At 40.1% G+C, this 23,009-nt stretch carries 22 protein-coding genes and 4 pseudogenes; 2 read left to right on the forward strand and 24 right to left on the reverse strand.

Going from position 1 to position 23,009, the window contains the following annotated elements; genetic code table 11:
- Positions 1 to 46 precede the first annotated feature (46 nt).
- From dnaJ to SM122_RS05515, 12 genes are all read right to left on the reverse strand, one after another.
- Positions 47 to 1,180 (reverse strand): molecular chaperone DnaJ, encoded by a 1,134-nt coding sequence (dnaJ, locus tag SM122_RS05460; protein ID WP_195327339.1) that lies wholly within the window; start codon positions 1,178 to 1,180, stop codon positions 47 to 49.
- 266 nt (positions 1,181 to 1,446) lie between these two features.
- Positions 1,447 to 2,079 carry a DJ-1/PfpI family protein gene (locus tag SM122_RS05465; RefSeq protein ID WP_195327341.1) on the reverse strand — a complete coding sequence of 211 codons (633 nt, stop codon included), beginning with the start codon at positions 2,077 to 2,079 and terminating at the stop codon, positions 1,447 to 1,449.
- A 169-nt stretch (positions 2,080 to 2,248) separates the two neighbouring features.
- Positions 2,249 to 4,072: a molecular chaperone DnaK gene (gene dnaK, locus SM122_RS05470; RefSeq protein ID WP_195327343.1), complete on the reverse strand. Its 1,824-nt coding sequence runs from the start codon at positions 4,070 to 4,072 to the stop codon at positions 2,249 to 2,251.
- 242 nt (positions 4,073 to 4,314) lie between these two features.
- The gene (gene grpE / locus SM122_RS05475) at positions 4,315 to 4,839 is read right to left on the reverse strand and encodes a nucleotide exchange factor GrpE (protein WP_301362588.1); all 525 of its coding nucleotides are present in this window, start codon (positions 4,837 to 4,839) and stop codon (positions 4,315 to 4,317) included.
- 24 nt (positions 4,840 to 4,863) lie between these two features.
- Positions 4,864 to 5,898, reverse strand: coding sequence for a heat-inducible transcriptional repressor HrcA (gene hrcA / locus SM122_RS05480; protein WP_003010153.1), 1,035 nt, complete (start codon positions 5,896 to 5,898; stop codon positions 4,864 to 4,866).
- A gap of 167 nt (positions 5,899 to 6,065) precedes the next feature.
- Positions 6,066 to 6,845, reverse strand: a complete 780-nt coding sequence (locus SM122_RS05485) for a M15 family metallopeptidase (protein ID WP_003010150.1) — start codon at positions 6,843 to 6,845, stop codon at positions 6,066 to 6,068.
- Positions 6,829 to 7,530 (reverse strand): histidine phosphatase family protein, encoded by a 702-nt coding sequence (locus SM122_RS05490; RefSeq protein WP_195327345.1) that lies wholly within the window; start codon positions 7,528 to 7,530, stop codon positions 6,829 to 6,831. Before SM122_RS05490 ends, SM122_RS05485 begins: the two co-directional genes overlap by 17 nt.
- Positions 7,531 to 7,653: 123 nt before the next feature.
- Complete coding sequence (locus SM122_RS05495; RefSeq protein WP_195327347.1) at positions 7,654 to 8,343, reverse strand: histidine phosphatase family protein; 690 nt, start codon at positions 8,341 to 8,343, stop codon at positions 7,654 to 7,656.
- Between the two features lie 81 nt (positions 8,344 to 8,424).
- Positions 8,425 to 9,762, reverse strand: a complete 1,338-nt coding sequence (locus SM122_RS05500) for a PFL family protein (RefSeq protein WP_324737862.1) — start codon at positions 9,760 to 9,762, stop codon at positions 8,425 to 8,427.
- An 18-nt stretch (positions 9,763 to 9,780) separates the two neighbouring features.
- The gene (locus SM122_RS05505; protein WP_003004214.1) at positions 9,781 to 10,047 is read right to left on the reverse strand and encodes an ACT domain-containing protein; all 267 of its coding nucleotides are present in this window, start codon (positions 10,045 to 10,047) and stop codon (positions 9,781 to 9,783) included.
- A 283-nt stretch (positions 10,048 to 10,330) separates the two neighbouring features.
- Complete coding sequence (locus SM122_RS05510) at positions 10,331 to 11,452, reverse strand: VanZ family protein (protein ID WP_324737863.1); 1,122 nt, start codon at positions 11,450 to 11,452, stop codon at positions 10,331 to 10,333.
- A gap of 144 nt (positions 11,453 to 11,596) precedes the next feature.
- Positions 11,597 to 12,187, reverse strand: a complete 591-nt coding sequence (locus SM122_RS05515) for a rhomboid family intramembrane serine protease (protein ID WP_272108625.1) — start codon at positions 12,185 to 12,187, stop codon at positions 11,597 to 11,599.
- A gap of 318 nt (positions 12,188 to 12,505) precedes the next feature.
- Here SM122_RS05515 and SM122_RS05520 point away from each other — a divergent pair, with 318 nt between their 5' ends.
- Entirely contained in the window at positions 12,506 to 12,709 is a 204-nt protein-coding gene (locus tag SM122_RS05520; protein ID WP_049471982.1) for a CsbD family protein, read from the forward strand.
- Positions 12,710 to 13,564: 855 nt separating this feature from the next.
- Here the strand turns inward: SM122_RS05520 and SM122_RS05525 are convergent.
- The 12 genes and pseudogenes from SM122_RS05525 to SM122_RS05580 form a co-directional block, all read right to left on the reverse strand.
- Positions 13,565 to 14,615 (reverse strand): annotated as a pseudogene (locus tag SM122_RS05525) (DUF389 domain-containing protein).
- A complete protein-coding gene (locus SM122_RS05530) occupies positions 14,612 to 14,935 on the reverse strand; it encodes a potassium channel family protein (RefSeq protein WP_001253404.1) in 324 nt (107 codons plus the stop codon). The pseudogene SM122_RS05525 and the gene SM122_RS05530 overlap by 4 nt, the downstream one beginning before the upstream one ends.
- Before the next feature lie 13 nt (positions 14,936 to 14,948).
- A complete protein-coding gene (locus SM122_RS05535) occupies positions 14,949 to 15,290 on the reverse strand; it encodes a hypothetical protein (protein ID WP_000397556.1) in 342 nt (113 codons plus the stop codon).
- Entirely contained in the window at positions 15,215 to 15,517 is a 303-nt protein-coding gene (locus SM122_RS05540; RefSeq protein WP_004240734.1) for a TMEM175 family protein, read from the reverse strand. Before SM122_RS05540 ends, SM122_RS05535 begins: the two co-directional genes overlap by 76 nt.
- A gap of 568 nt (positions 15,518 to 16,085) precedes the next feature.
- Positions 16,086 to 16,667 (reverse strand): TMEM175 family protein, encoded by a 582-nt coding sequence (locus SM122_RS05545; protein ID WP_002908714.1) that lies wholly within the window; start codon positions 16,665 to 16,667, stop codon positions 16,086 to 16,088.
- Between the two features lie 252 nt (positions 16,668 to 16,919).
- Positions 16,920 to 17,258 carry a Cd(II)/Zn(II)-sensing metalloregulatory transcriptional regulator CadX gene (gene cadX, locus SM122_RS05550; protein WP_002889640.1) on the reverse strand — a complete coding sequence of 113 codons (339 nt, stop codon included), beginning with the start codon at positions 17,256 to 17,258 and terminating at the stop codon, positions 16,920 to 16,922.
- Positions 17,259 to 17,269: 11 nt separating this feature from the next.
- Positions 17,270 to 17,884, reverse strand: coding sequence for a CadD family cadmium resistance transporter (locus SM122_RS05555; protein WP_002911684.1), 615 nt, complete (start codon positions 17,882 to 17,884; stop codon positions 17,270 to 17,272).
- Positions 17,885 to 18,183: 299 nt separating this feature from the next.
- The gene (locus SM122_RS05560; protein ID WP_002893754.1) at positions 18,184 to 20,247 is read right to left on the reverse strand and encodes a heavy metal translocating P-type ATPase; all 2,064 of its coding nucleotides are present in this window, start codon (positions 20,245 to 20,247) and stop codon (positions 18,184 to 18,186) included.
- 1 nt (position 20,248) lies between these two features.
- On the reverse strand, positions 20,249 to 20,527 hold the full coding sequence (locus SM122_RS05565; protein WP_002893755.1) for a DUF6110 family protein: 279 nt from the start codon (positions 20,525 to 20,527) through the stop codon (positions 20,249 to 20,251).
- Between the two features lie 180 nt (positions 20,528 to 20,707).
- Positions 20,708 to 21,298 (reverse strand): annotated as a pseudogene (locus SM122_RS05570) (IS256 family transposase); the annotation flags it as partial.
- 148 nt (positions 21,299 to 21,446) lie between these two features.
- Positions 21,447 to 21,780, reverse strand: a pseudogene (locus SM122_RS05575) (diacylglycerol/lipid kinase family protein); the annotation flags it as partial.
- Between the two features lie 3 nt (positions 21,781 to 21,783).
- Positions 21,784 to 21,927, reverse strand: a pseudogene (locus tag SM122_RS05580) (IS982 family transposase); the annotation flags it as partial.
- Positions 21,928 to 22,278: 351 nt separating this feature from the next.
- Between SM122_RS05580 and SM122_RS05585 the strand changes: the two are divergent.
- Entirely contained in the window at positions 22,279 to 22,887 is a 609-nt protein-coding gene (locus SM122_RS05585; protein ID WP_155173294.1) for a DUF1269 domain-containing protein, read from the forward strand.
- Positions 22,888 to 23,009: the final 122 nt, after the last annotated feature.

A 23,009-nucleotide genomic window follows, 5' to 3' on the forward strand; every position in this document is an offset into this window, starting at 1 on the left:
TCCAAAATAAAACGAGCTCCTTACTCAAAAGGAAACTCGTTCATTCTTATAAATCATCTAAAGCATCTTTGACCTTGTCAAAGAACCCTTTTTTCTTTGGGTTGACCTTCAAATCACTTGCTTCCGCAAAGGCTTGAAGGGCTTCTTTTTGCTTGTCATTTAAACCAGTTGGGGTGACGACATTGACAGATACATATTGATCCCCCATAGCACCACCACGTAAGCTTGGAGCCCCTTTTCCACGGAGGCGGAATTTCTTACCGGTTTGGGTCCCTTCAGGAATGACCAAATCGACATCTCCGTGAACAGTTGGCACATGGACCGTATCTCCAAGAGCTGCTTGAACAAAGTTCAAGTCTAACTTGTAGTAGATGGTTGAGCCATCTCGTTCAAAGCGATCGCTCGGCTCAACATTGACAACAACATACAAGTCACCATAAGTTCCACCGTTAAAGCCAGCTTCTCCTTGACCAGCTAAGCGGATTTGTTGACCTGTTTCAACTCCGGCAGGAATCTTAACGTTCACGCTATGAGCTTGTTTTTCATGACCTGTTCCACGACAAGTCGTACATGGATCTTTGATTTCTTGGCCACGACCATGACAGACATCACAGGTCACTTGACGGCGCATCATCCCAAGAGGGGTTTGCGTATCCACATTGATGACTCCAGAACCATGACAGCGTCCACAGGTCACCGGACTAGTCCCTGGCTTAGCTCCAGAACCATGACAGGTATGGCAGCTAGCTTCCCGATGGTACTTGACTTCTTTTTCCGCACCAAAAATCGCTTCTTCAAACTTGAGATTGACGCGGTATTGGAGGTCATCCCCTTGACGAGGTGCATTTGGATTACGACTTGCACCACCACCAAAGAAGCTAGAGAAGATATCTTCAAAGCCACCAAAACCAGCACCATCAAAGCCACCAAAACCACCTGCTCCGCCACCGAAGCCACCATTGGCACCTGCAGCACCATATTGGTCATAAGCAGCCCGTTTTTGCTCGTCACTCAAAGTCTCATAAGCTTCTTGAACTTCCTTGTACTTTTCCTCAGCACCAGGCTCCTTGTTGATATCTGGGTGATATTTTTTAGATAATTTCCGATAGGCTTTCTTGATCTCATCTTGAGATGCATTCTTTGAAACGCCCAAACGGTCATAAAATTCAGTATTGTTCATACAAGATACTAAGAGCGAACAGAAAGCGACTGAAATTTAGGAAACCGACAAGAAATCCTGATTTCTTAGGCGGTTTATCTAATTTCCAAGCTTTCCGCTCGAGTTCAATTCCCCGAACGCTCTTTGTTCCTTTCTATTGATGTTGTGAATCAAACCACGATTTAGATCGGGTTCAGTTCCTTTCTTTTATATTGAGTTAGAAACTTTGGAACCCGTGTTCAGTTACGAACACTCTTTGTTCCTTTCTATAATTTTCATGTAAATCTTTAGAGGCTGTTTTCTATACTTCGCTTCACTTGATCAAACTCTTGGTCTGATAGAGTAAATATCAAATCCTCTTCAGAGTACTCGTTTTGTTCTTTAAAATAGTTGTCCGTATTCTCTGCCAGCCCTAAACTTAGAATCACTTTTCTTGCAAACTCTTGATGTGCGAATCCTATAGCCGTAATGATCTGTTTATCTTGCACAACCAGTTTGGGTTGGAAATTTTCACGTGGAAGAAATTCAAAATAACCAAAGAAGTTTTGCCAAATTCCACCTGTAAATTTCGTGTCCTTCAACAGACCTGCTTTCGCTAATAAAAGAGGCGCTGAAGAAATGGCTGCAATTAAGATATCTTGCTCACCAAGGTCCCTCAAAAACGAAATCAATTTCTCATCCTGTAGAGCATGCCCTATATTGATCATTCCTGGCAAAATCACACAAGAATACTCTTCTATACAGATTTGATCTAGTGTTTTCGTTGGTTGACAGGGCAAGCCATCCTCAGAGACCACCATCGAATGATCTGAAGCGGCATAATCAATCGTACTATCAAAAGACAGAGCTAAAGTACTCGTTAAAGCAGTAATCTCATAAAGAGAAAAATTAGGATAAATGATACAAAGTACTTTTTTCATAGGCAGCATCCTCTATTTTACCGAAAAACAGAGGCTGGGTTGCAACCTCTGGATTTCTTTTTATCATTTACTAGTTAGGCTGAATTGAGTTTCGGCTTAAAGGAATCCTCAAATCTCGGAACCTTTCTTTATTTCAGGAGGTTCCGCTAAAACAATCCACTGGATTGTTTTACTTTTCCGTAAACTCTCCGTCTACGACATCATCGCCTGCGTTTCCTGCTGCTTCTGCGCCTTCTGCTCCTGCTTGAGCTTGTTGGGCTGCCGCAGCTTGTTCGTAGAGTTTAACGGCAAGTCCTTGTGCTTTTTCGTTCAAGGCTTCAAGTTTTGCTTTCATTTCATCCAAGTTGTTGTCTTCTTGGGCTTTCTTAAGCTCATCAAGGGCAGCTTGGGCAGCATCACGTTCTGCATCGAAGCCTTTACCTTCAGTTTCTTTGATTGTCTTTTCAGTCGCAAAAATTGCTTGGTCTACTTCGTTACGAAGATCCACTTCTTCTTTACGTTTCTTATCTGCTTCAGCGTTTGCTTCTGCATCTTTCATCATGCGGTCGATTTCTTCGTCTGTCAAACCTGAGTTTGATTGGATAACAATTGTTTGTTCTTTTTGAGTTCCAAGGTCTTTCGCTTTAACAGATACGATACCGTTCTTATCAATATCAAAAGTAACTTCGATTTGTGGGATACCACGAGGTGCAGCTGGGATATCAGTCAATTGGAAGCGTCCAAGAGTCTTGTTATCTGCTGCCATTGGGCGTTCCCCTTGAAGAACGTGGATATCAACGGCTGGTTGGTTATCTGCTGCAGTTGAGAAGACTTGTGATTTAGAAGTTGGAATTGTAGTGTTGCGGTCGATCAATTTTGTGAAGACTCCACCCATTGTTTCGATACCAAGTGACAATGGAGTTACGTCAAGAAGGACAACGTCTTTGACGTCACCAGTGATCACACCACCTTGGATCGCAGCACCCATAGCCACTACTTCGTCAGGGTTCACTGATTTATTTGGTTCTTTACCAGTTTCAGCTTTAACAGCTTCTACAACGGCAGGGATACGAGTTGAACCACCGACAAGGATGACTTCGTCGATATCTGACAAGCTCAAACCTGCATCAGAAAGGGCTTGGCGAACTGGAGTTTTCGTACGTTCTACAAGGTCACGAGTCAAATCATCGAATTTCGCACGAGTCAAGGTCATTTCCAAGTGAAGAGGACCAGCAGCGCCTGCAGTGATGAACGGCAAGCTGATTTGTGTTGAAGTCACACCAGAAAGGTCTTTCTTGGCTTTTTCAGCTGCGTCTTTCAAACGTTGAAGCGCCATCTTGTCTGTTGACAAGTCAATACCATTTTCTTTCTTGAATTCTTCAACCATGTAGTCGATGATTTTTTGGTCAAAGTCGTCACCACCGAGTTTGTTATCCCCTGCAGTTGCCAATACATCAAAGACACCATCACCCAATTCAAGGATAGATACGTCAAATGTACCACCACCAAGGTCGAATACCAAGATTTTTTCTTCTTTATCAGTCTTATCCAAACCATAAGCAAGGGCTGCTGCTGTTGGTTCGTTGACGATACGTTCTACTTCAAGACCAGCAATTTTACCAGCGTCTTTAGTTGCTTGACGTTGCGCATCGTTGAAGTAAGCAGGAACTGTGATAACAGCTTTGGTTACTTTTTCACCAAGGTAATCTTCAGCATAACCTTTCAAGTATTGAAGAATCATAGCTGAGATTTCTTGTGGTGTGTATTCTTTACCGTTAGCAGAAACTTTTTCAGAAGTACCCATCTTAGATTTGATAGAGATGATGGTATCTGGGTTTGTTACTGCTTGACGTTTTGCGGCATCACCAACGATGATTTCACCGTTTTTGAATGAAACTACAGATGGAGTTGTGCGGTTACCTTCTGGGTTTGCGATGATTTTTGATTCAGTTCCTTCAAGAACTGCTACTGCTGAGTTTGTTGTACCTAAGTCAATACCGATAATTTTAGACATATGTTTTTCTCCTCGTTATTTTTTCTCTTTTTTTCTTTTTGATACTCTTCTTAAGTGGCGACGCCGTCAGAGCTTGACTTCGTCAATCTCTTTGACTAAACTTTGAGCCTAAGGTCTCAAAGTTTGCGAAGATACCGCCACGGCGAAGAGTATCGCCTTTGGTTCGCTTCGCTCACTATTGGCAAAGCCAAACCAATGTTAATCTTTCTTTCATAGTTTAGTGTCGTTTCGGACAAGGTAGCCTAGTTATATACTACTACCATGGCTGGGCGTAGGATGCGGTCATGGAGTTTGTAGCCTTTTTGGAAGACTTGTGCGATGGTATCTGCTGGATGTTCATCATCTGCAGGTAAGGTTTGGATGGCCATGTGGTAGTTATGGTCAAAGGCTCCGTCCGCTGGAATTTCTTCAATTCCTTCTTCTTTCAGAGCATGTACCAAACTTTCTTGGACCATTTCCAAGCCCTTCTTCACATCATCTGTCAATCCTTCTACGGCAAGGGCACGTTCGAGGTTGTCCAGTGATGGTAAGATCGCTTTTGCCAAATCTTGGCTACGGTATTTTTGTAATTGTTGACGTTCTTCATTGGCACGGCGCTGAATGTTTTGCATTTCTGCATGAGCACGAAGGTATTTATTTTCAAATTCTTCGGCACGCGCATGTGCTTCTTCTAACTCAGAAGGTTGGTTGGACTCCTCTACAACTTCTTCAGTTGTTTGGGCAACTTCCTCTTCTTTCACGTCTTCTTTTTTGATATCTTCTGTCAAGGCATACACCCCTTTCATTTGATCTTAATTTACTTCATAATGGTTGCTGTTGAGGTAACGGTAGTAATCCGTCAACTTCATGACCAGTACCCGTCCGATAACATTGACCAGGCTAATCACACGCCTGTAATCCATCTCTACGGGACCAATCACATGCATGAGGGCCATCCCACGATAAGGAACCAGGAATTTATGACTAATCACGGTCACATTTTTCAAAGCCTTCTCTTGGGATTCAGCAACCAGAATCTGGGTCATTTGGTCCTCTGGCATTCCCCCTCGCAACTCCAGAGCTACGTGTTGGGGGTTATCTAAGAACTGATAGGTCTGAAGATCGGCGTAGGTTAAGGATGAAACCTTTCCTTCTACAAAGACCAGTTCTTGAAACAGTTGCGAGAAGACATAATCAAACAGATCCAAGACATTGTCTGTCGTCTTAAAATAGCGCTGTACTATCTGTGGAATCTCTGTCCGCAAGCGGTAGTGGATATCCAAGACTGTATTTCCAATGAAACGTTCTTGAACCAGCTGATGGAAAATTTCCAAATCACTGGTTAAGAAATTCTTTGGAATGGCAAACTGGACGGTGACAGGCTTTGATTCATCCAAGGTCAGAACCGCTAAAGCATCGTGGTTGGATAATGGAACAATCTCAAAACCAGTCAAGCGCTGCCGCGTCGGCTCAACATCCTGAATGACTGCGGTGTAGCCCGTCATCTGGGCCAATAACTTAGCCGTAGCATCCAAGATATCGTCTAACTTAAAGGCTTCGAAATCGAAGGCTTTTACCACCTGGTAGACATCTTGCTCATCAATCAACTCTAGATCCAGCGAGTTCTGAACAAAATATTGAAAACCAGCTCGGCTGGGCATTCGACCACTCGAAGTGTGGGCTTTTTCTAGTAAACCTTGCTTTTCGAGGGCAGCCATATCATTTCGGATCGTCGCACTACTAGATTGAATGACATCTTGCAGTGCTTTTGAACCGACTGGTTCGCGGATCTTGGTAAAGATATCGACGACAAGATTTAGAATCTCATTTTGACGTTCTGTAACCATGACCTCACCTCTCTTTCGTATTTAGCACTCTAAACACTCAAGTGCTAAACCATGATTCTATTATACACCCATCCAAAAGAAAGTCAAGAGAAAAAACCAAAAAATTAGCACTCTTTTTTCAAGAGTGCTAAAAATCATTCTTAAGACCTAGAGAAGTAAATCTCCTCTTATTTGCCAGCTTTTTTCAAGAGCTGAATATATTCTTCCAATACTAGCTGATGCTTGGCCATATACTGAGCATTTTCTACGCCAACATAACGGAAATGCCAATTCTCAAAATTCACACCCGTGATGTTGCTCTTCCCATCTGGGTAGCGAAGCACAAAGCCATATTGTGGTGCGATGGCAGCCAGCTGCAAGCCCAACTCATCACTTTGGCCAGCTTCGACACTCATATCGATCGCAAGCCCCGTCTGGTGTTCACTAGCACCAGGAACCTGTACCTGGGTCTGTACCTGCTTTTCAGCTTCTTCGTGCGAAAGGCCGCTAGCCTCTAGTTGCGAAACACGTTCATTATAGAGCTCTGTTTGCTCGGCCACACTTCGATAGCCTGATATCAAGGTTTCTTCTGGGGCAATTTTTCGAGCCGCTTCTAAAAATTGACGAGTTGGTTCTACAATCCGACTATCCACTTTGATAGCATCCACATCTGTCAATTGCGGGTTCAACTCTGGCTTCACATTGTCACGATTGACCAAGATCAACTGCCAGTCTTTTGTCGAAACAGCTGGTAAATCTGATTTTTCTTTCTTTTTCTTAGAAGAAGAGGGAGTCGTTACAGCTGTTTTTTTTGCCTTCCAAAACTGAAGCCCTGAAAACAAGCTTGGTTTAGCCAAGTAAGCACCAATTCCTGATCCAAGGACCACAAGAAGAAAGAAACTCAATAGGTAGGGCCACCATTTCTTACGTTTTTTTCTTGCGCGTCTATACTTATTTGTCATGGCCATCCTCTAAGAGTTTTGCTCCAACCTTACGATAGGACAGATCTCCAATCTTTTCAATATGAAAGGCGCCATCCTCATAGGCCAAAACCGTTACACTTCCGTTGTCCAAGACCAATTCTTCGACTGCTTTCGGATCGATGAGATAAATCAAAGTCGTAATGGTCATGCCGTGGCTGACAACAATCGCATTCCCACCACCAGCTGCTTCTACCTCTTTTGCAATAGCTTCAAATCCTTCTAAGATTCGGCCACTCAAGGCGCTCCAGGATTCAGCCCAACCCGTGGTATCCACTTCAACGATCCCTTCTGCCAACTCCATTAAACTCAACCGATGGAAATCATCGACCTTAAAGACACGGGGTAAAACCCCCATAAAGAGCTCGCCATCATAGGCACCGTCGAAGCTACCAAAACACCACTCGCGGATCCGTTTGTCATAATGATAAGGGGTTTTCCCTGTCAAACCAAGCTCTTGAAGAACAATTCCCATGGTTTGAATAGTTCGACCAGAATCACTCGAAACAGCCTCTTTAAAAGAAAGACCTGCTTCCTTAAGGCCAAGCCCTAATTCTCTAATCCCACGCTCTCCTGCTTCTGTCAGCGGAGTGTCTGACCAGCCCTGTGCTCGCCCAATGGTATTAAACATGGTTTTTCCATGACGAGCAATATATAATCTGGTTTTTGTCATTCTATTACCTCCGTATGTATCTCTTTCATTATATCATTTTTTGCAAAAAGAAAGTAGGAAAGCTCTTACAAGTTTTGAGAAAAAGAAAAGGCCATGACCAAGGGGTCAGCCTTTCATTATGGACTAGGATTCTTGCAAGCTTTCACCGACCTCACGGTAACTGCTATCTCCAATCCCCTTAACCGTCAATACTCCATCTTCGTATTCTACAAGGGTAACACTACCGTTTGAAAGAGGCAGATTGAGATTTGGTTTTCCTTCGATCAAGCAGACCAAGGTCTGAATGGTCCAACTATGGCTGACCACCAAGGCATTGCCTCCACCATTTTCTTCTACTTCTTTGGCTATGGCTTCAAAACCTTCTAGGATTCGGCTTTTCAAAACTTCCCAAGGTTCAGCCCAATTTGCTGTGTCCACTTGGCAAATTCCATCGGCCAAGTCTTCCAAGGTCAAAGTCTTATAGTCTTCTACATCTAGCACGCGCGGCACGACACCATGAAAGAGCTCCCCACCGTAGGCCCCATCAAAGCTACCAAAACACCACTCGCGGATCCGTTTGTCAAAGCGATAAGGGATCTGGTCTTTCAAGCCCAATTCATCAAGAATGATCCCCATGGTCTGAATGGCACGGCCTGAATCGCTGGAATAAGCTCGAGTAAACTCCAAACCGGACTCACGCAAGCCGATTCCTAGAGCTTGAATCCCTCGTTCTCCTTTTGCTGTCAAGGGTGTATCTGACCAGCCTTGAGCACGGCCAATGGTATTAAACATGGTTCTCCCATGACGAATCACAAATAATCTTGTTTTAGCCATCTTGTCTCCTTTTGCAAGAAAAAAGTCTGGAGTTTCATCATCACAGACTTTTCTATTTTCTACTATTATACTAGATTTCTCTTAGTTTTTAAAGCTATGAACCGGAGCTGGAATTTGACCACCACGGGCAATGAAATCAGCTGACGAAGCTTTGTTGACCTTCATCACTGGAGCAGATCCAAGAAGTCCACCAAGCTCTAACATATCGCCTTCTTTTCCATAAGGAATGATCCGAACCGCTGTTGTCTTTTGGTTGATAACGCCGATAGCTGCTTCATCGGCGATCATGGCCGCAATGGTTGTATCTGGAGTATCAGCCGGGATGGCAATCATATCTAGACCGACTGAACAGATAGCTGTCATAGCTTCCAATTTTTCCAGGTTGATATGGCCTGATTGGACCGCCGCAATCATCCCTTCATCTTCTGAGACAGGAATGAAGGCACCTGACAAACCACCGACTTGGTTACAAGCCATGATGCCACCTTTTTTCACTTGGTCATTGAGCAGGGCAAGGGCTGCGGTTGTCCCGTGGGTTCCTACTACTTCAAGCCCCATGGCTTCAAGGACACGGGCAACCGAATCTCCAACAGCTGGTGTTGGCGCGAGAGACAAGTCTACAATCCCAAACTCAACACCGAGACGTTCACTAGCCATTTGACCCACTAATTGCCCAACACGGGTAATCTTGAAAGCTGTCTTCTTGACTGTTTCAGCCAATACATCAAAGCTAGCGCCTGGAACTTTTTCGATGGCCCGTTGGACGACACCTGGTCCTGAAACCCCAACGTTAATGACAACATCCGCTTCACCGACACCATGGAAGGCACCCGCCATAAAGGGATTATCTTCTACTGCATTGGCAAAAACTACGAGCTTACCAGGCCCCATTGGATCTGCTTGGGATGCTTCTTTAATGATACGGCCCATATCTCGGACAGCTGTCATATTGATCCCCGTCTTGGTCGATCCGATATTGACTGAAGAGCAGACAAAATCCGTCTCTGCAAGGGCGCGAGGAATGGAATTAATGAGGATTTCATCCCCTTTTTGGTAGCCTTTTTGAACCAGAGCTGAGAAGCCACCGATAAAGTTGACCCCAACTTCTTTGGCCGCACGATCTAGTGCCTTGGCAAAGGGTACATAATCTGTCGCATCCGTTGCTGCACCGATAATAGAAATTGGAGTGACTGAAACCCGCTTGTTGACAATAGGAATACCAAGTTCTGCTGCAATCTCATCCCCCACAGCCACTAAGTCTTTAGCCTTTTTCACAATCTTATTGTAGACTTTTTCTGCTGCCTTATCGATATCTGGATCAATACAATCTAGAAGCGAAATCCCCATGGTGATAGTCCGAACATCGAAGTTCTGCTCCTCAATCATGGCAATGGTTTCTGTTACCTGTTTAATGTCCATAAATTCTCAACCCCTATCTTACAAATTGTGCATAGCATCAAAAATCGCTGCGCTTTGGATATTGATTTTCACATGCAGAGACTGACCGAATTCTTCCAACTCTGAACGAAGCTGTGTGAAATCTTTTTTCTCATCTGACGATACAACCGCCATCATGGTAAAGTATTCATCCAATACGGTTTGAGAGATATCATCGATATTGAGTCCTAATTCTGCCACTTTCGTTGCAACACCCGCTACGATTCCTTTTTGGTCTTTACCAACGACTGTAATAATTGCTTTCATTTCACTGCTCCATTCTATCTATTTGCTTCCATTGTAGCACAATCCCCTTAAAATCGCCCTTCTCAACCGGGAACGTTCGTATATTTTCCGCGTGCATAAAAAATAAAGAGGCTGGGACAAAAGTCCTAGCCTCTTAATTGTTTTTGGATTGTCGAACAAGACGCAGTGGTTGAGTGGGCTCTACTACGCTGATTTCATCAGCTTTTACAGCCCTACTCAACTGTGCGGAGGTGAGACGACGAAATCGAATTCTAACGAATTACTGATTTCTGTCCCACTCTCTCTATTTTGACGATTCAGTTTCATCTTTTAAGAGCTCTTTCTTCACGCGCACCGTACTCTCATACTCAGCCCCAGCTAGACGGTCAAACAGAAAGCGACGATTAAGCAAGATAATGGCAAGAGTGAGAATCAGGTACAATAAAACCACAAAGAAGAGCAATAAAATCATGGACAGGGTTAAGAGAGAATTGTCCGTCAAATCGCTATTCAAGAGCGAAATCAAATAGAACAACCCTTGAGGAATCAGATAGAAATAACCTACTACCAGGATTCCCCACCAGATGGTGCGAAGCCATTTTTGCTTGTCAAAATGCAGGCGGAATTTCAATAAAGCCATTCCCAAGGTTTTGCCCCGCCACAAGGGAATCAAACCAAAATAAACAGCCAAAACCGCTACATAAGGAATCGTCTCTAAACGCTCGATTACCGCGTAAAGCAAGGATAGCATCACAAAGTCGATCAAGAAGGCAAGACCCGTCCGGAAACCAGATACTCTCGTTCCTACTCGGAAAGAATGTTCGTCAATTTCATCTCGTGTCGGCAATAACCAAACCAGGAACCAACCAAGCAGATAACCCACTCCACCACCAGTGGTATTTTGAATAATGTCATCGACATCTGCTAGGCGGTAAGGACCCGGATATAGAAAGTAGAGACCTGATAACTGGGTCAGCTCCAAAAAGAGACTAAAGAGGGCTGTCAGGAGAATCGTTTTCTTAAAACCACACTTGAAATAATAGCGTAGATACATCCCAAAAGGAATCAACATCAGAACATTAAAGGCAGGCACATAAAAAGTTGGATGCTTAAGGGCTTGAATCCATGTACCAGTCTGCGCTAAATCAAAGGGGCTCTCCTGGAAAAAATCCACTACAAAAGCAAAGGGATGGAGATTGACCATTTCCGAGTAGCTAGTATGAATCTTACTTGGATCCGGCAGAGGCAAGATCACCAGCAGATAGACCGTCATCAAGTAAAGTATAAAAGAATAGAAAATCAGCACCCGCAATTTATTGACCGAACCATATTTTCGATAATTCAAAATCATGTAGGGCAAGGTCAACAAAAATGCCAGAAAAGGAAAGAGCTGAACAGCCGCTTTAATAGTAGAGATATACCCCATTGTGTCTCCTTTTTACCGTTATAAAATCACCCTTTGCACAATGACAAAAGGTGATTTCTTCATTGATATAGAATATTATACGGCGCGGTAGAGGAAGAGTCAAGGAAGTACGATGAAAACCATACTGAGGAGCCGTCTTAATAGTTAGCTCTTTCCCTTCAAGCCTTTACTTCCGATAAAGACCAACAGATAACTCACAATCCCTGAAAGATGCAATAGTGTTGAGATCCATCCGGTGATTGCTGGTAAGAGCATGAGGCCAGATAGGAAAATTAAGAATAGATAAAGCCATTTTACGGTGCGCGAAAATTCTTTCCACACGTTTGGCAGGAGCATAACCCCTCCGGTCACAAAGGCATAGCCGACGGCAGAGATCCCTGTTGCCTGAATGTCCTGCCCGTGTGTTAAGAAGTGAAAAACGATGGAAGAGAGGACTGTCGCCGTCACAAAAACGATTAAGACTTGTATGGAGCCTCTTTTTCTTTCTAGCAGTCCACCGAAGGGAAGGATCATGAGTCCGTTTAAAATCAAATGGACCCATAAAAACCAGGCAGGGGCTCCTTTACTACCATGCATCAAGGTCCCACTGACATACTGCCAACCATACACCGGCTTCGAATGAAAAGCTAATAAGTCATACATAGCATCCCCATAAAAGGAAGTCAATAGACCGAGCAACAAACAGATTAGAGCTAAAGTGCTGATAATAGGGTAGGTTGTGAGGATTCTTTTCATATTTATCTTCTCTTTTTCAAAAAACAGCGTTACGATGTTTCCATTCACGATTATTATACCATTTATTTCATTGGAGACAGAAAAAGTTTTTTGCTTCTTTCGTTTCAAATCTTTGCTGGAAAAACGAAATATCGTGACTTATTAGTCGGTCATTATTCGTGACCGGAAAGCGATCCTGTTTTTTAGCCGTAGCAAAAATTTGACTTTCTATTTTAAAAAGAATATACTCATTCTAATCTGAGACAAATATTTTTTATTTTTTTAAATCAACAGTATTGCATTCAGAGAAAAAACTACTAACTTCATGGAGGTGACGCTATGTCATTAGAAGAAAAATTGAACCAAGCAAAAGGTTCTGTTAAAGAAGGCCTTGGTAAATTAACCGGCGATACAAAAACAGAAGCTGAAGGCACTGCTGAAAAAGTTGCTTCAAAAGCAAAAGAAGTTGCTGAAGATGCAAAAGAAGCTGTTGAAGGAGCTATCAAGGGCGTTAAAAATATCTTTCATAAAGACGACAAATAGTCTTTAACATCCTAGACCCACTCTATTTTCTACAGTCATGTTTGACCGTGGAAGATAGGGTGGTTTTTATTTGCTTCAAATTCAGTTATACAAAAAAAACACCCCGAAGGGTGCTCATTGTAAGTATAGTAATTCTTTCGAATTAACATTTTGCGTGCAGTGGTTGCTATCCATTCAAATATCGCTTCGCTTGTTTTCTTGGGGCAACTGTGCATAGCATATCTCTACGCGACTAAAGTCGCTAGAGCTATCCTAATTGCGCACCGCTAGTTCTCATACAAAAAACACCTTGCAAGATGCAAAGTGTTTTCGTTTGTATTCTGCTTTCCAGCAACGAATTAACGTTTAGAGGCAATTGACTTCGTCGAATTGCAGCCGTATTTGTAAGTGGCTAAAGCCACAACAACTACGTCAACTGCCACAATTTAGTATGAAAACATAAAAAGAACACCTCGAAAGGTGTTCTTTGTAAATATTGTAATTCTTTCGAATTAACGTTTACTAAATTGTGAAGCTTTACGAGCTTTCTTAAGACCTGGTTTGGAAAGTATGAATTTCAGTTGGACTAAAAACAGCGTAATATCAAGACTTTTCTCCGCTTTTATAAAAGCGTTTTTCCAATCAAATTCAACTAATTTTATCTAAATGGTGTGGATTTTACTCCCAAAATTACAGAGAATGGAGCTGATAAACACTAAACGTTCACACCATTAGTTAAATGATTTTTTTCATCATTTTTCTTAGATGATAGAACTTCTAATTTATTTCTTATTCAAGCAAAAACAACCTGCTATAAGTAAGAAAGAGGAAGATACAAGAAAAACACGGCGTAAAAACCGATTCAGTTCATTGTCCTCAATCCTTGTCTGCTTCATTTTCTTTTACGAGATCGTTTTGTGAATCTTTTTCAGAGAGTTTTTGATCAATATACTTGTCAATGTTTTCATAAAATTCCTTGGTCGCTTCACTATCTAATGTTGGCGAGTTCTGAACTTGATTCACTTTCAATTGAACAGATTGAATACCGTAAGAGGCTTGTTTTTGGTGGAGTGTTTCTAATTCTTCTTCTGAAATCGGATCTCCAACAACCGTCAAGACCAATTCATTGTTACTTGACTTGTAGACTTGATTAATAACCGTATAATTGGCGAACTCTTTTCCTACAAACTGTTTGATCCCTTCTTTGCGCGCTTGTTCTATTGTCAGAGTAACTGCCGAATAGCTAGCTGGAAGAATCAACAATACAATCAAAGAAATCAAGCCAATTCTCATTTTAATGCTCAGCTCTTTAAATGAAGTTAAAGGAGATTTTCTCATCAAAATTCTTGTTCCAACAATGTTGGCTAGCATGATAAAGACACAGTTGATCAAGAAAAGATAGAGAGCCCCCAATAAAAATCGTACATTCCCATTAGCTAAACCATAGCCAGCAGTACAGATAGGCGGCATCAAAGCTGTAGCAATGGCTACTCCTGGCACGATATTGTTTGCTTCTTTTTTCCTTGAACCGATCACACCAGCAATCCCACCAGCAATAGCAATGAGAACATCCCAAATGGTTGGAGAGGTTCGTGCGATCAACTCGCTACTTGCATAAGACAAGGGAGAAATCCAGAAATACAGAGTCGAGACAAGCAAACTGACCAACACTTGAGTCAATAAAACCTCTAGAGATTGCTTGATTAAACGCGTATCAAAAATAGCTAAAACCGAATCCCAGTCCAACAATCGGTGTCATGAGAGGTGAAATTAACATGGCTCCAATAATAACAGCTGTTGAATTCATATTTAGACCGATAGAGGCAATAAAAATTGCACACATCAAAATCGCTGTATCTCTCAATCGAACATGAAGGTCATCGTATAATTTCTCACGGTATTCCCGTGTTGAATAATTGGCAGTCATTTGTCCTCTCCTCTTTCCTTATTTAAATCGGTATAATAATTAATAATAACAGCTGATAAACAGCCAAAAAATATGAGCCCATAAATCGTCAAGAAGACACTGGTAATCCTTCCAATCAAGGTCACAGCTAGGAGATCCCCGTAGCCGACAGTCGTCGAAGTCACAAAAGCATACCAAAGACCGTCTCCGTAATTTGTGATAGCAGGTTCAACTAGGAAAAGCACGCCTCCTGACCCAAAAACAAAGGTCACAAAACTCAGAGCAAACCGAGTAAAACCCGTAACCTGTATAATATGCCATAACATTTTTAAACGTCTCATTTGTTCTCCTTATTCATACTAGCTCCTGACCGAGCCGTTTTTTCCAATAATCAAAGTGAAGATAGGACATGATCTCCATCAGAGAAAGATAGACAAACTGATAGATCTGATTTAAGCTGATTATCAACTGATATTGTTTGAAAAATGACTGGAAGAAAGACCAGATATGACTGTCTTGAATCAGTCCCTTCTTAACATCAGACAGGATATTAGCTAAAGCTCCCAAGGACTGAAACGGTAAATCCTTGACATTTATATAGATCCGGTCCACCACATCATTCAGACTGGTATCTTGGATGGCATGAAATTCTCCAAAGAGAACTCCTGCCGCTCCAAGAGTAGAAACAAATTCCACCAAATAATTTCTGAGGAAATTTTCTCAACCTTTTCCCATAATGTGTTTAGTGCCATCCATAACGATCCCAACCAGAAAAAGGAAAGAAAACAAGCAAAGAAATTTTGCCGTAAATCCCAAAAAGCTTCAAGACTTGGTGTTGTTGGTTTTTCTAACTCTAAAATCAAGATGGTCATAATAATTGCTAGAACAGCATCTGTCAATACAATTAATCTGTCTTTCTTCATCGGATTGCATCCCCTTTCTTTTTTGTAACATTCTATCTTATCGCATAATATTGGATATTCTTTCATAATCCGACTACAAACAAAAATAAACCAAAAAGTCTGTCCCTATTATGCTATATTTAACTCTAGAAGTATTCATCCATCTAATTAATAAATATATCATATTTCACAATAAATGAATACTATCAAAGATTCATCCCCTTTCACTTCATCATTTAGTGTTGCTTAGATTTATCAAAAACAACCAAATTTGTATTAATTTCAAGTATCACCTAGTTACAAAAATTTGGGGTGAACAGAAAAAGCATCCCGTATTTTTGATACGAAATGCTTTCAATAAGTTTAAATAAGTTTTAACGTTTACTAAATTGTGATGCTTTACGAGCTTTTTTCAAGCCTGGTTTGGAAAGTATGGATTTCAGTTGGACTAAAAACAGCGTAATATCAAGGATTTTCTGAACAATATCTACTTTTTAATTTCATAAAATCTGAATCAATATTTTTAAAATAGGGAATAGTTTAGGTCTCTAAGCATTAAAATAATACACCTAACTTTGGTCACCGTTTTTTAGTTATTCACTCTTTTTTCGGATAGTGTTTTTAAAGTTATGATGTAAAATGCCGCAATTAAAACACTATACATCATAATCGGAGGATAGAGAATTAAGGACAGAATCAATCCCACTCCTTTAATTATTAGGTCAGGTATCAATAACTTCCTATATTGTGCGGTAGCTTCAAGTAATTCTTTCTGATCTATATTGGGTTTATCAATTACTTTATGTAAAAACCAGTTTGCTACCGTTGAAACAATAACGATCAGTCCATAAAAGAGCTGTGCCGTATGATTCATGAAATGACTACTAACTATTCCAGTAGCATAGGGCATAAATGAAACAAAAAATAAAAGATACAAATTCCACCAAACAATTTGTGGGGAAATTTTCTCAACCTTTTCCCACAATGTATTTAGTGCCATCCATAACGATCCCAACCAGAAAAAGGAAAGAAAATAAGCAAAGAAATTTTGCCGTAAATCCCAAAAAGCTTGAAGACTTGGTGTCGTTGGTTTTTCTAACTCTAAAATCAAAATGGTCATAATAATTGCTAGAACAGCATCTGTCAATGCAATTAATCTATCTTTCTTCATCGGATTACATTGCCTTTCATTTTGTAGTATTCTATCTCATCGTATAATATTTATTAATCTTAAATATTGGATAGTCACTTCATATTTTGAGTACAAACAAGATACACTAAAAAGCATGTATCTGTCATATTCTATTTAACTTTAGAAATATTCATCCATTGCTACGAGTAGTCTTTCTTGTGAGTAATTTTCATCAAAAAATTTCATAGATAAGTCCTATATATAATCATGATAAAGTAGTAAAAATAGTTGTTATCCTAGTTGATTAAAAAAGTCTTTGATTTCCTCATCTTTTATAAAATAATATATAATTTTCCCCTCTCTTCTAGTGTCCAAGATGTTTTGATTGGCTAGTTTACGAAGATGGTGGGAGGCAGATGCCATACTGAGATTTAGTAAACAGGCTATATCACAGACACAGAGTTCTTCAACAGCAAGGAGATAAAAGATGATATTTATCTGTTTATTATCGGTAAATTTTGATAAAATGCGAAGTGATTTTTGGACTTTTTCCTTTTCAAGGTAGTTCGTTGCGGTTGTAACATTTTGTTGATTAATAACATCCACTTGACAGATACTATCTTTTTTCATAATTTTTTCTCCTAGCCTAACACAGCCCATAGCATGTCAAAGCTGTTGTTTTCAATCAGGATATACATCCCCAATCCTAAATAGACAACGGCAATAAACCATCTGCTATATTTTTCCAAAGTTTCTCCAACAGAAGGGACTTGTGCTAATTTTTGGGCAGAAAAAACCAAGAGATAAATCATGACTAGAAAAGTAAGTAAAGTCACTATCAAATTCGCTAAATTTAAGGTGGTAAAATATGGGACAAAAACACCAATATTGTCAGCGCCACAACTTGCAAAAGTAATCATAGCGACTAGAAAAATCAAGTTTTTATTGTCTTTTCGCAAACCATCTTTTGCAATAGCTTCTCCATCAGAATCTCCTAAAAGCAAAACTTTGAGGCCTAGGAAAATTGGAATCAAACCGAGTAAACCTAAAATCTCTTTACTAGGAATATAATTTAAGACAAATGCAAAAAGCAAACTTAGGAATATTAGACTAACAGAGCCTAGAAATTGTCCTAAATAGATGTTAATGATGTCCTTTCTGCTTTTTCTTTTGGCAAAAAATAACATTAGGATAATAAGTAAGTCTACGGCTGTCCCAGAATACAGGATTATTGAAGTAACAATATTTTGAATCATAAAACACCTCATTCAAATATATTTTTGAATGTATTCTAACATTAACCTTTGTAGATGTCAACTTAAAATCCACCAATTAATAATTGCATGTCAATATTTGTATTGTGAAACTAGTTTCAGAAATATATAGTCTTAAAGTATGTCCACTGCCAATGGTTTTTTCAATATTTAAAAGGAGAGAACCAATTTGGTCCTCTCCAGGGTATAATTTTCCACCAACCCACTACAGTTGACAAAGAGCCGTTATTCTCAAATGAGACAACTCCTTTTAGTTTTTATAACCTCAGCTTCTCGGTCTCTTACCTACTTTTAATAGAAAGACTACGAAGGACGATTCTTAAAGTAGTCAGATTGTGCAATATCGAAAGATTAGATGGGCTTAACCAATTTAACAACCCAAATCCAATTAAACTTCCATTTATTACAACTGTTTCTTGAATATTTCTTTGAATTAATTTCTGCAACGATTCAGATAAAGAATTCAATTCCTCGAAGAAATCTAAACGATTATCTAATAATAAAATATCACTCATCTGCTTAGAAATATCAGCACTTTCATTCATCACAACCCCAATATCTGCAAGCGTCAAGGCAGCAGAGTCGTTTAACCCGTCTCCAACCATCAAAATAGTTCGGCCAGCTTTCTGTAATTCCTGAACCAACTGAAACTTACCATCTGGTTTTAAATCAGTATAAACGTTGTCAAATGGCAGATCTTTAACCAACTCTTCTGTTCTAGCCAACGTATCACCAGTTGCCAGAATCAGTTTTTTCCCTTGGCGCTTTAGCTTTTTCAATGCAACTTTCGCCTCGCTTCTCAAGGGAGTGTGGATACAAAACATCCCAATTAATTCTTTCTTATAAGCCAAAAACAATAAATTGTAATGAGTCTTATATTGCTCAATCAAGGCCAGCTGCTCAGAACTAATTCTTACCTGTTCGTCTTGCATTAGTACATAATTTCCAATGACAACCGATTGACCATCAATTTGCGATTTAATCCCTTTGCTTGCAACATACTGAAGCTTGCCATGCATTTCTTCGTGTTCAATGCCTTCAATTTCAGCTTGTTTAACAATTGCATTGGCAATAGGATGATAGATATGTTCCTCCAAACATGCACTTATTCTTAAAATATCTTTCTCAGTATAATCTCCGAAAGGAAGAACCTTTTCAACCAAAGGATAACTCGTCGTGATGGTACCCGTTTTATCAAACAAGAAAGTATCCACTTCCAGATATTTTTCTAATACATCACCATCTTTAATAACCATTTCTCGATTTAGACCTTCCTTTATGGCCGTAAGGTAGGCTACAGGTGTGGATATTTTTAGAGCACATGAAAAATCCACCAATAAAAAGGAAATGGCTTTTGAAAACGAACCTGTTAACAGATAAGTCAAACCAGCACCTAAGAAGTTATATTTTACAACCTTGTCTGCCATCCTAATAAAATGACGTTGTTTTGTCTTCTTACTCTCTTCAGATTTTTTCATCAGATTGATGAGTTGCAAAATACGACTGTTTATCTGATTATCAGTCACACGAATTCTTAACTCTCCTGTTTCCAAAACAGTATTCGCACATACAGAATCTCCCTCTTTCTTTTCAACAGGGAAGCTCTCTCCAGTCAAGGAACTCTCATTGACCATGCCTAATCCTGAAACCACTTGGCCGTCAAACAAGATTTCATTACCTTGGGAGACAACTAATACATCACCTACTTGAACATCAGAACTCTTGATGCTGATGACCATGTCTCCCCGCACTAAGAAAACATCACTTTCTTTAGCAAGAAGGCTTTGTTCCAAATCTGTTGCTGTTTTTTTTAAAGACCACTGATCCAGATGATTACCCAAATCAAGCATAAACATGATGTTGCTAGCTGTCTTGGATTGGTTCATAAACAAGGACAACAAAATGGCCGAACAGTCCAAGACCTCCATGGTTAGTTCCTTGCGCGCTAAAGTTTGATAGGCTTCTTTGACATAACCCAAAGCCTGATAACAAGTCCAAATATAACGAATAGGGTAGGGTACAAAACTTCGAAACAGCAAACGCTTAATCGCTGCACCCGATACAATTGAATAAGCACTCTCTTCTCTACGAATGGGAAGAGTCATCAAGTCCGAAACTTTCCCCTTGTCAATTTTTTTTAAAAAGGCCTCTGCATTTTCTAATACAGAGAAGCCTTCTTTCATACGTAGAGTAAAGTGCTGCTGATCCATATAAAACTGAATAGAGTCGATCCCTTTTTCATCTTTAGCCAAGGAACGAAGATAATCTTGAATATCCAAGGTCAGTGAAAACGAGGACGATAATCGGATATGTTGATATCCTCTGTGTAGCACTTTAAAAGACATATTATTCACCTGTCAGGCTATCTAATTGTTCTTCTTTCTTTTCCTGTTCGTATAAATATTTAGCGTCTTGTAAAACATCATCACCGTGTTGTTTTACAACAGAAACAGATGCATCCAGTCCATCTTTCAATTTGTAAGCTTTAGCCAAGGCCTTAGAATAGCCTTTCTTAGCTTCTTTACTTGCTAAGACTTTCAAGCCAAGCGTCCCAAATGCTACCCCTCCTAAGAAGAGAGATGATTTTTTCGCAACTTTTGCGACGTTTAATACTTCTTTTAACATGTTTATTTCCTCCTTGTAACTATTGTAGCGAAAAATGACAGCAAAAGCAATTGCTGATATCTGATATATAGATAAAATTCTCTATACTGATATTTAATTATATTATGATGAAAACAATATACTTTATTTTTTGATACTGTAAATAATTATGTGTAAACACTTAAGTAGAGTTACGGAGTGTTAATTAAATAAGCTTTCAAGTGTATCAGAACATTGACCAAACCCTTTATGGATTCGTTGACTTTGCTTGAAATTATAATCTTCAAACAACGTAACTAAGTAACGTTCCAGAGCCTCCTCATTAGGAAAAAGAACCTTCTTTTTCGTTTGATGTTTGATTTCTTTGTTAAGAGACTCAATGAGGTTTGTCGAATACATGCTGTGCCAAATCTGGTAGGGAAACTGATAAAAAGTTAAAAGATTATCCGTCTTCTCCAGACTTTCCATGACTTTCCTATACTTTGGTTTCCATTCGGCGAGAAAGTCCTCTAAAGCTTGTCCTGCCATTTCTAAATTTTCAGCACGATAAATCATTATAAATTGCCCCAGAATAACCGCTCTATCTGCTCGTTTCACTTTACTAGCTAGATTTCGACTAATATGAATTAAGCAACATTGTTGTTTAGCTAATGGGTGAGCCTGACTGATAATCTGCTCAAGCCCCTTAAAGCCATCTGTAACTACAAGAGAAATCTGTTGGATTCCTTGGTTTTGAAGCTTGTCTAACAGGGTGGACCAAGAAGCATTGTTTTCTTGAGGCAACTGTGCATAGCATATCTCTATGCGACTAAAGTCGCTAGAGCTATCCTAATTGCGCACCGCCAGTTCTCATAGAAAAAAACACCTTGCAAGATGCAAAGTGTTTTCGTTTGTATTCTGCTGTCCAGCAACGAATTAACGTTTAGAGAACTGGCTAGCTTTACGAGCCTTTTTCAAGCCTGTTTTCTAGTATTTTTATATCTATTGGCAGATTATCCGACTTATCCCCATCAACATCTGACTCTAACTCAACCTCTGAAGAAATCCTAATATTGCGTACTTTGATATATTCGATATTATTGTTACCTACTAGATCCCCTTTTTAATAAATCTGGGATAGCCGATAATTTAGAAATGATGGATGAATCCTTTAAAATCAAGATATTTCCATATTCATCTGTATTTTCATCAAATAGTTTTTTGTCTGCATAGTAATTGGATAGAAGAACTAAGACCTGAGTAGCTTCACCTTCATAATTGCCATTTTTGCTTTCAAAAGGTAATAATTGCTTGTTCATAGCTTGGCGAATCAGTTGCACCAGCCAAATTAATTGTCTTGACCGACGAATAAAGCGACTTCTTTCAAGGATTCGACCATAAGGAAACAGTTGGCAGATTCTATAAAAGTGTCGATGTGATTCGGCACGCTCATCAGACTCGCTACACAGAGCTGGTACATAATATCTGCTATAATTTTCTGGAAGATTTGGTCAAGCGGTCTTTTAGCCGTGTGACAGGCATACAGGAAAAACACTATTTATTTACTTTTTGCACGGGAGGCTTTAAGATGTTGCTGGACGCCTTTCTTGATAGTCACTCAGAGTCTCCAGAGTGTCTGGGCTGGGATATGGCAAAGATATACCGCTGCCTGAAACTGTTCTTTAACGCTGATAAACGCGACATATCAAATAAAATGTCGCACTAAAATGATTGAAAAGTAATTGAAACTGTGTTATAATGTATGTGTAATTTTTAGAAAAGAGGTACTAACTATGGAAAACCTAGTAGTTTCAATCTTTAACACTGAAAGCGAAGCTTATCAGTCCTTTGCGGATTTGAAGGCTTTCCGCCAAACTCAGACGACCAAGGTTGCTCAAATCGCCTTGGTCAAAAATGAAAACGGTCATATCGTTGAAAAAGAACGCTATGACTTTGAAGATTCAACGACGGATGCAGCCCTAAAAGGTGGCTTGCTCGGTGCAGTTATCGGGCTTTTGGGTGGTCCTATCGGCGTCTTGTTTGGTTATGGTATGGGTAGCCTCTATGGTTTGGCTGCTGGTGATACCGTTGATACGGCAGAAGCTGGCTTGATTGACGTTGTTTCTCAGAAATTGACTAACGGTGAAACAGCCGTTGTTGCCTTGGTGCAAGAAGACAACGAAGCAGTCATCGATGCTTACTTCACCAAGTACGACACCCAAATCATGCGTTGGGATGTAGCAACCGTCGTAGCCGAAATCGAAGCAGCTCTGCAAGTCCAAGAAGACCTCTACAACCAGGCACGTGCACAAATGAAGGCTGAACGTAAAGCAGATCGCAAGGCCAAACTTGAAGAGTTCAAGGCAAACATCAAATCAAAATTTGATAAATTGAAAGCCTAACGTCTAAGCGTCTCATAAATTTAAATGTGACTGAGACACCATTTAAAATTTATGTGCGTCGGATTCTCACAGTTAAATAATTGCGTTGACAAATCCGTTACAGCCGTTCTTCCATTCTTTGA

This window comes from Streptococcus gingivalis (assembly GCF_035544715.1).
Classification (GTDB): Bacteria; Bacillota; Bacilli; order Lactobacillales; family Streptococcaceae; genus Streptococcus; species Streptococcus gingivalis.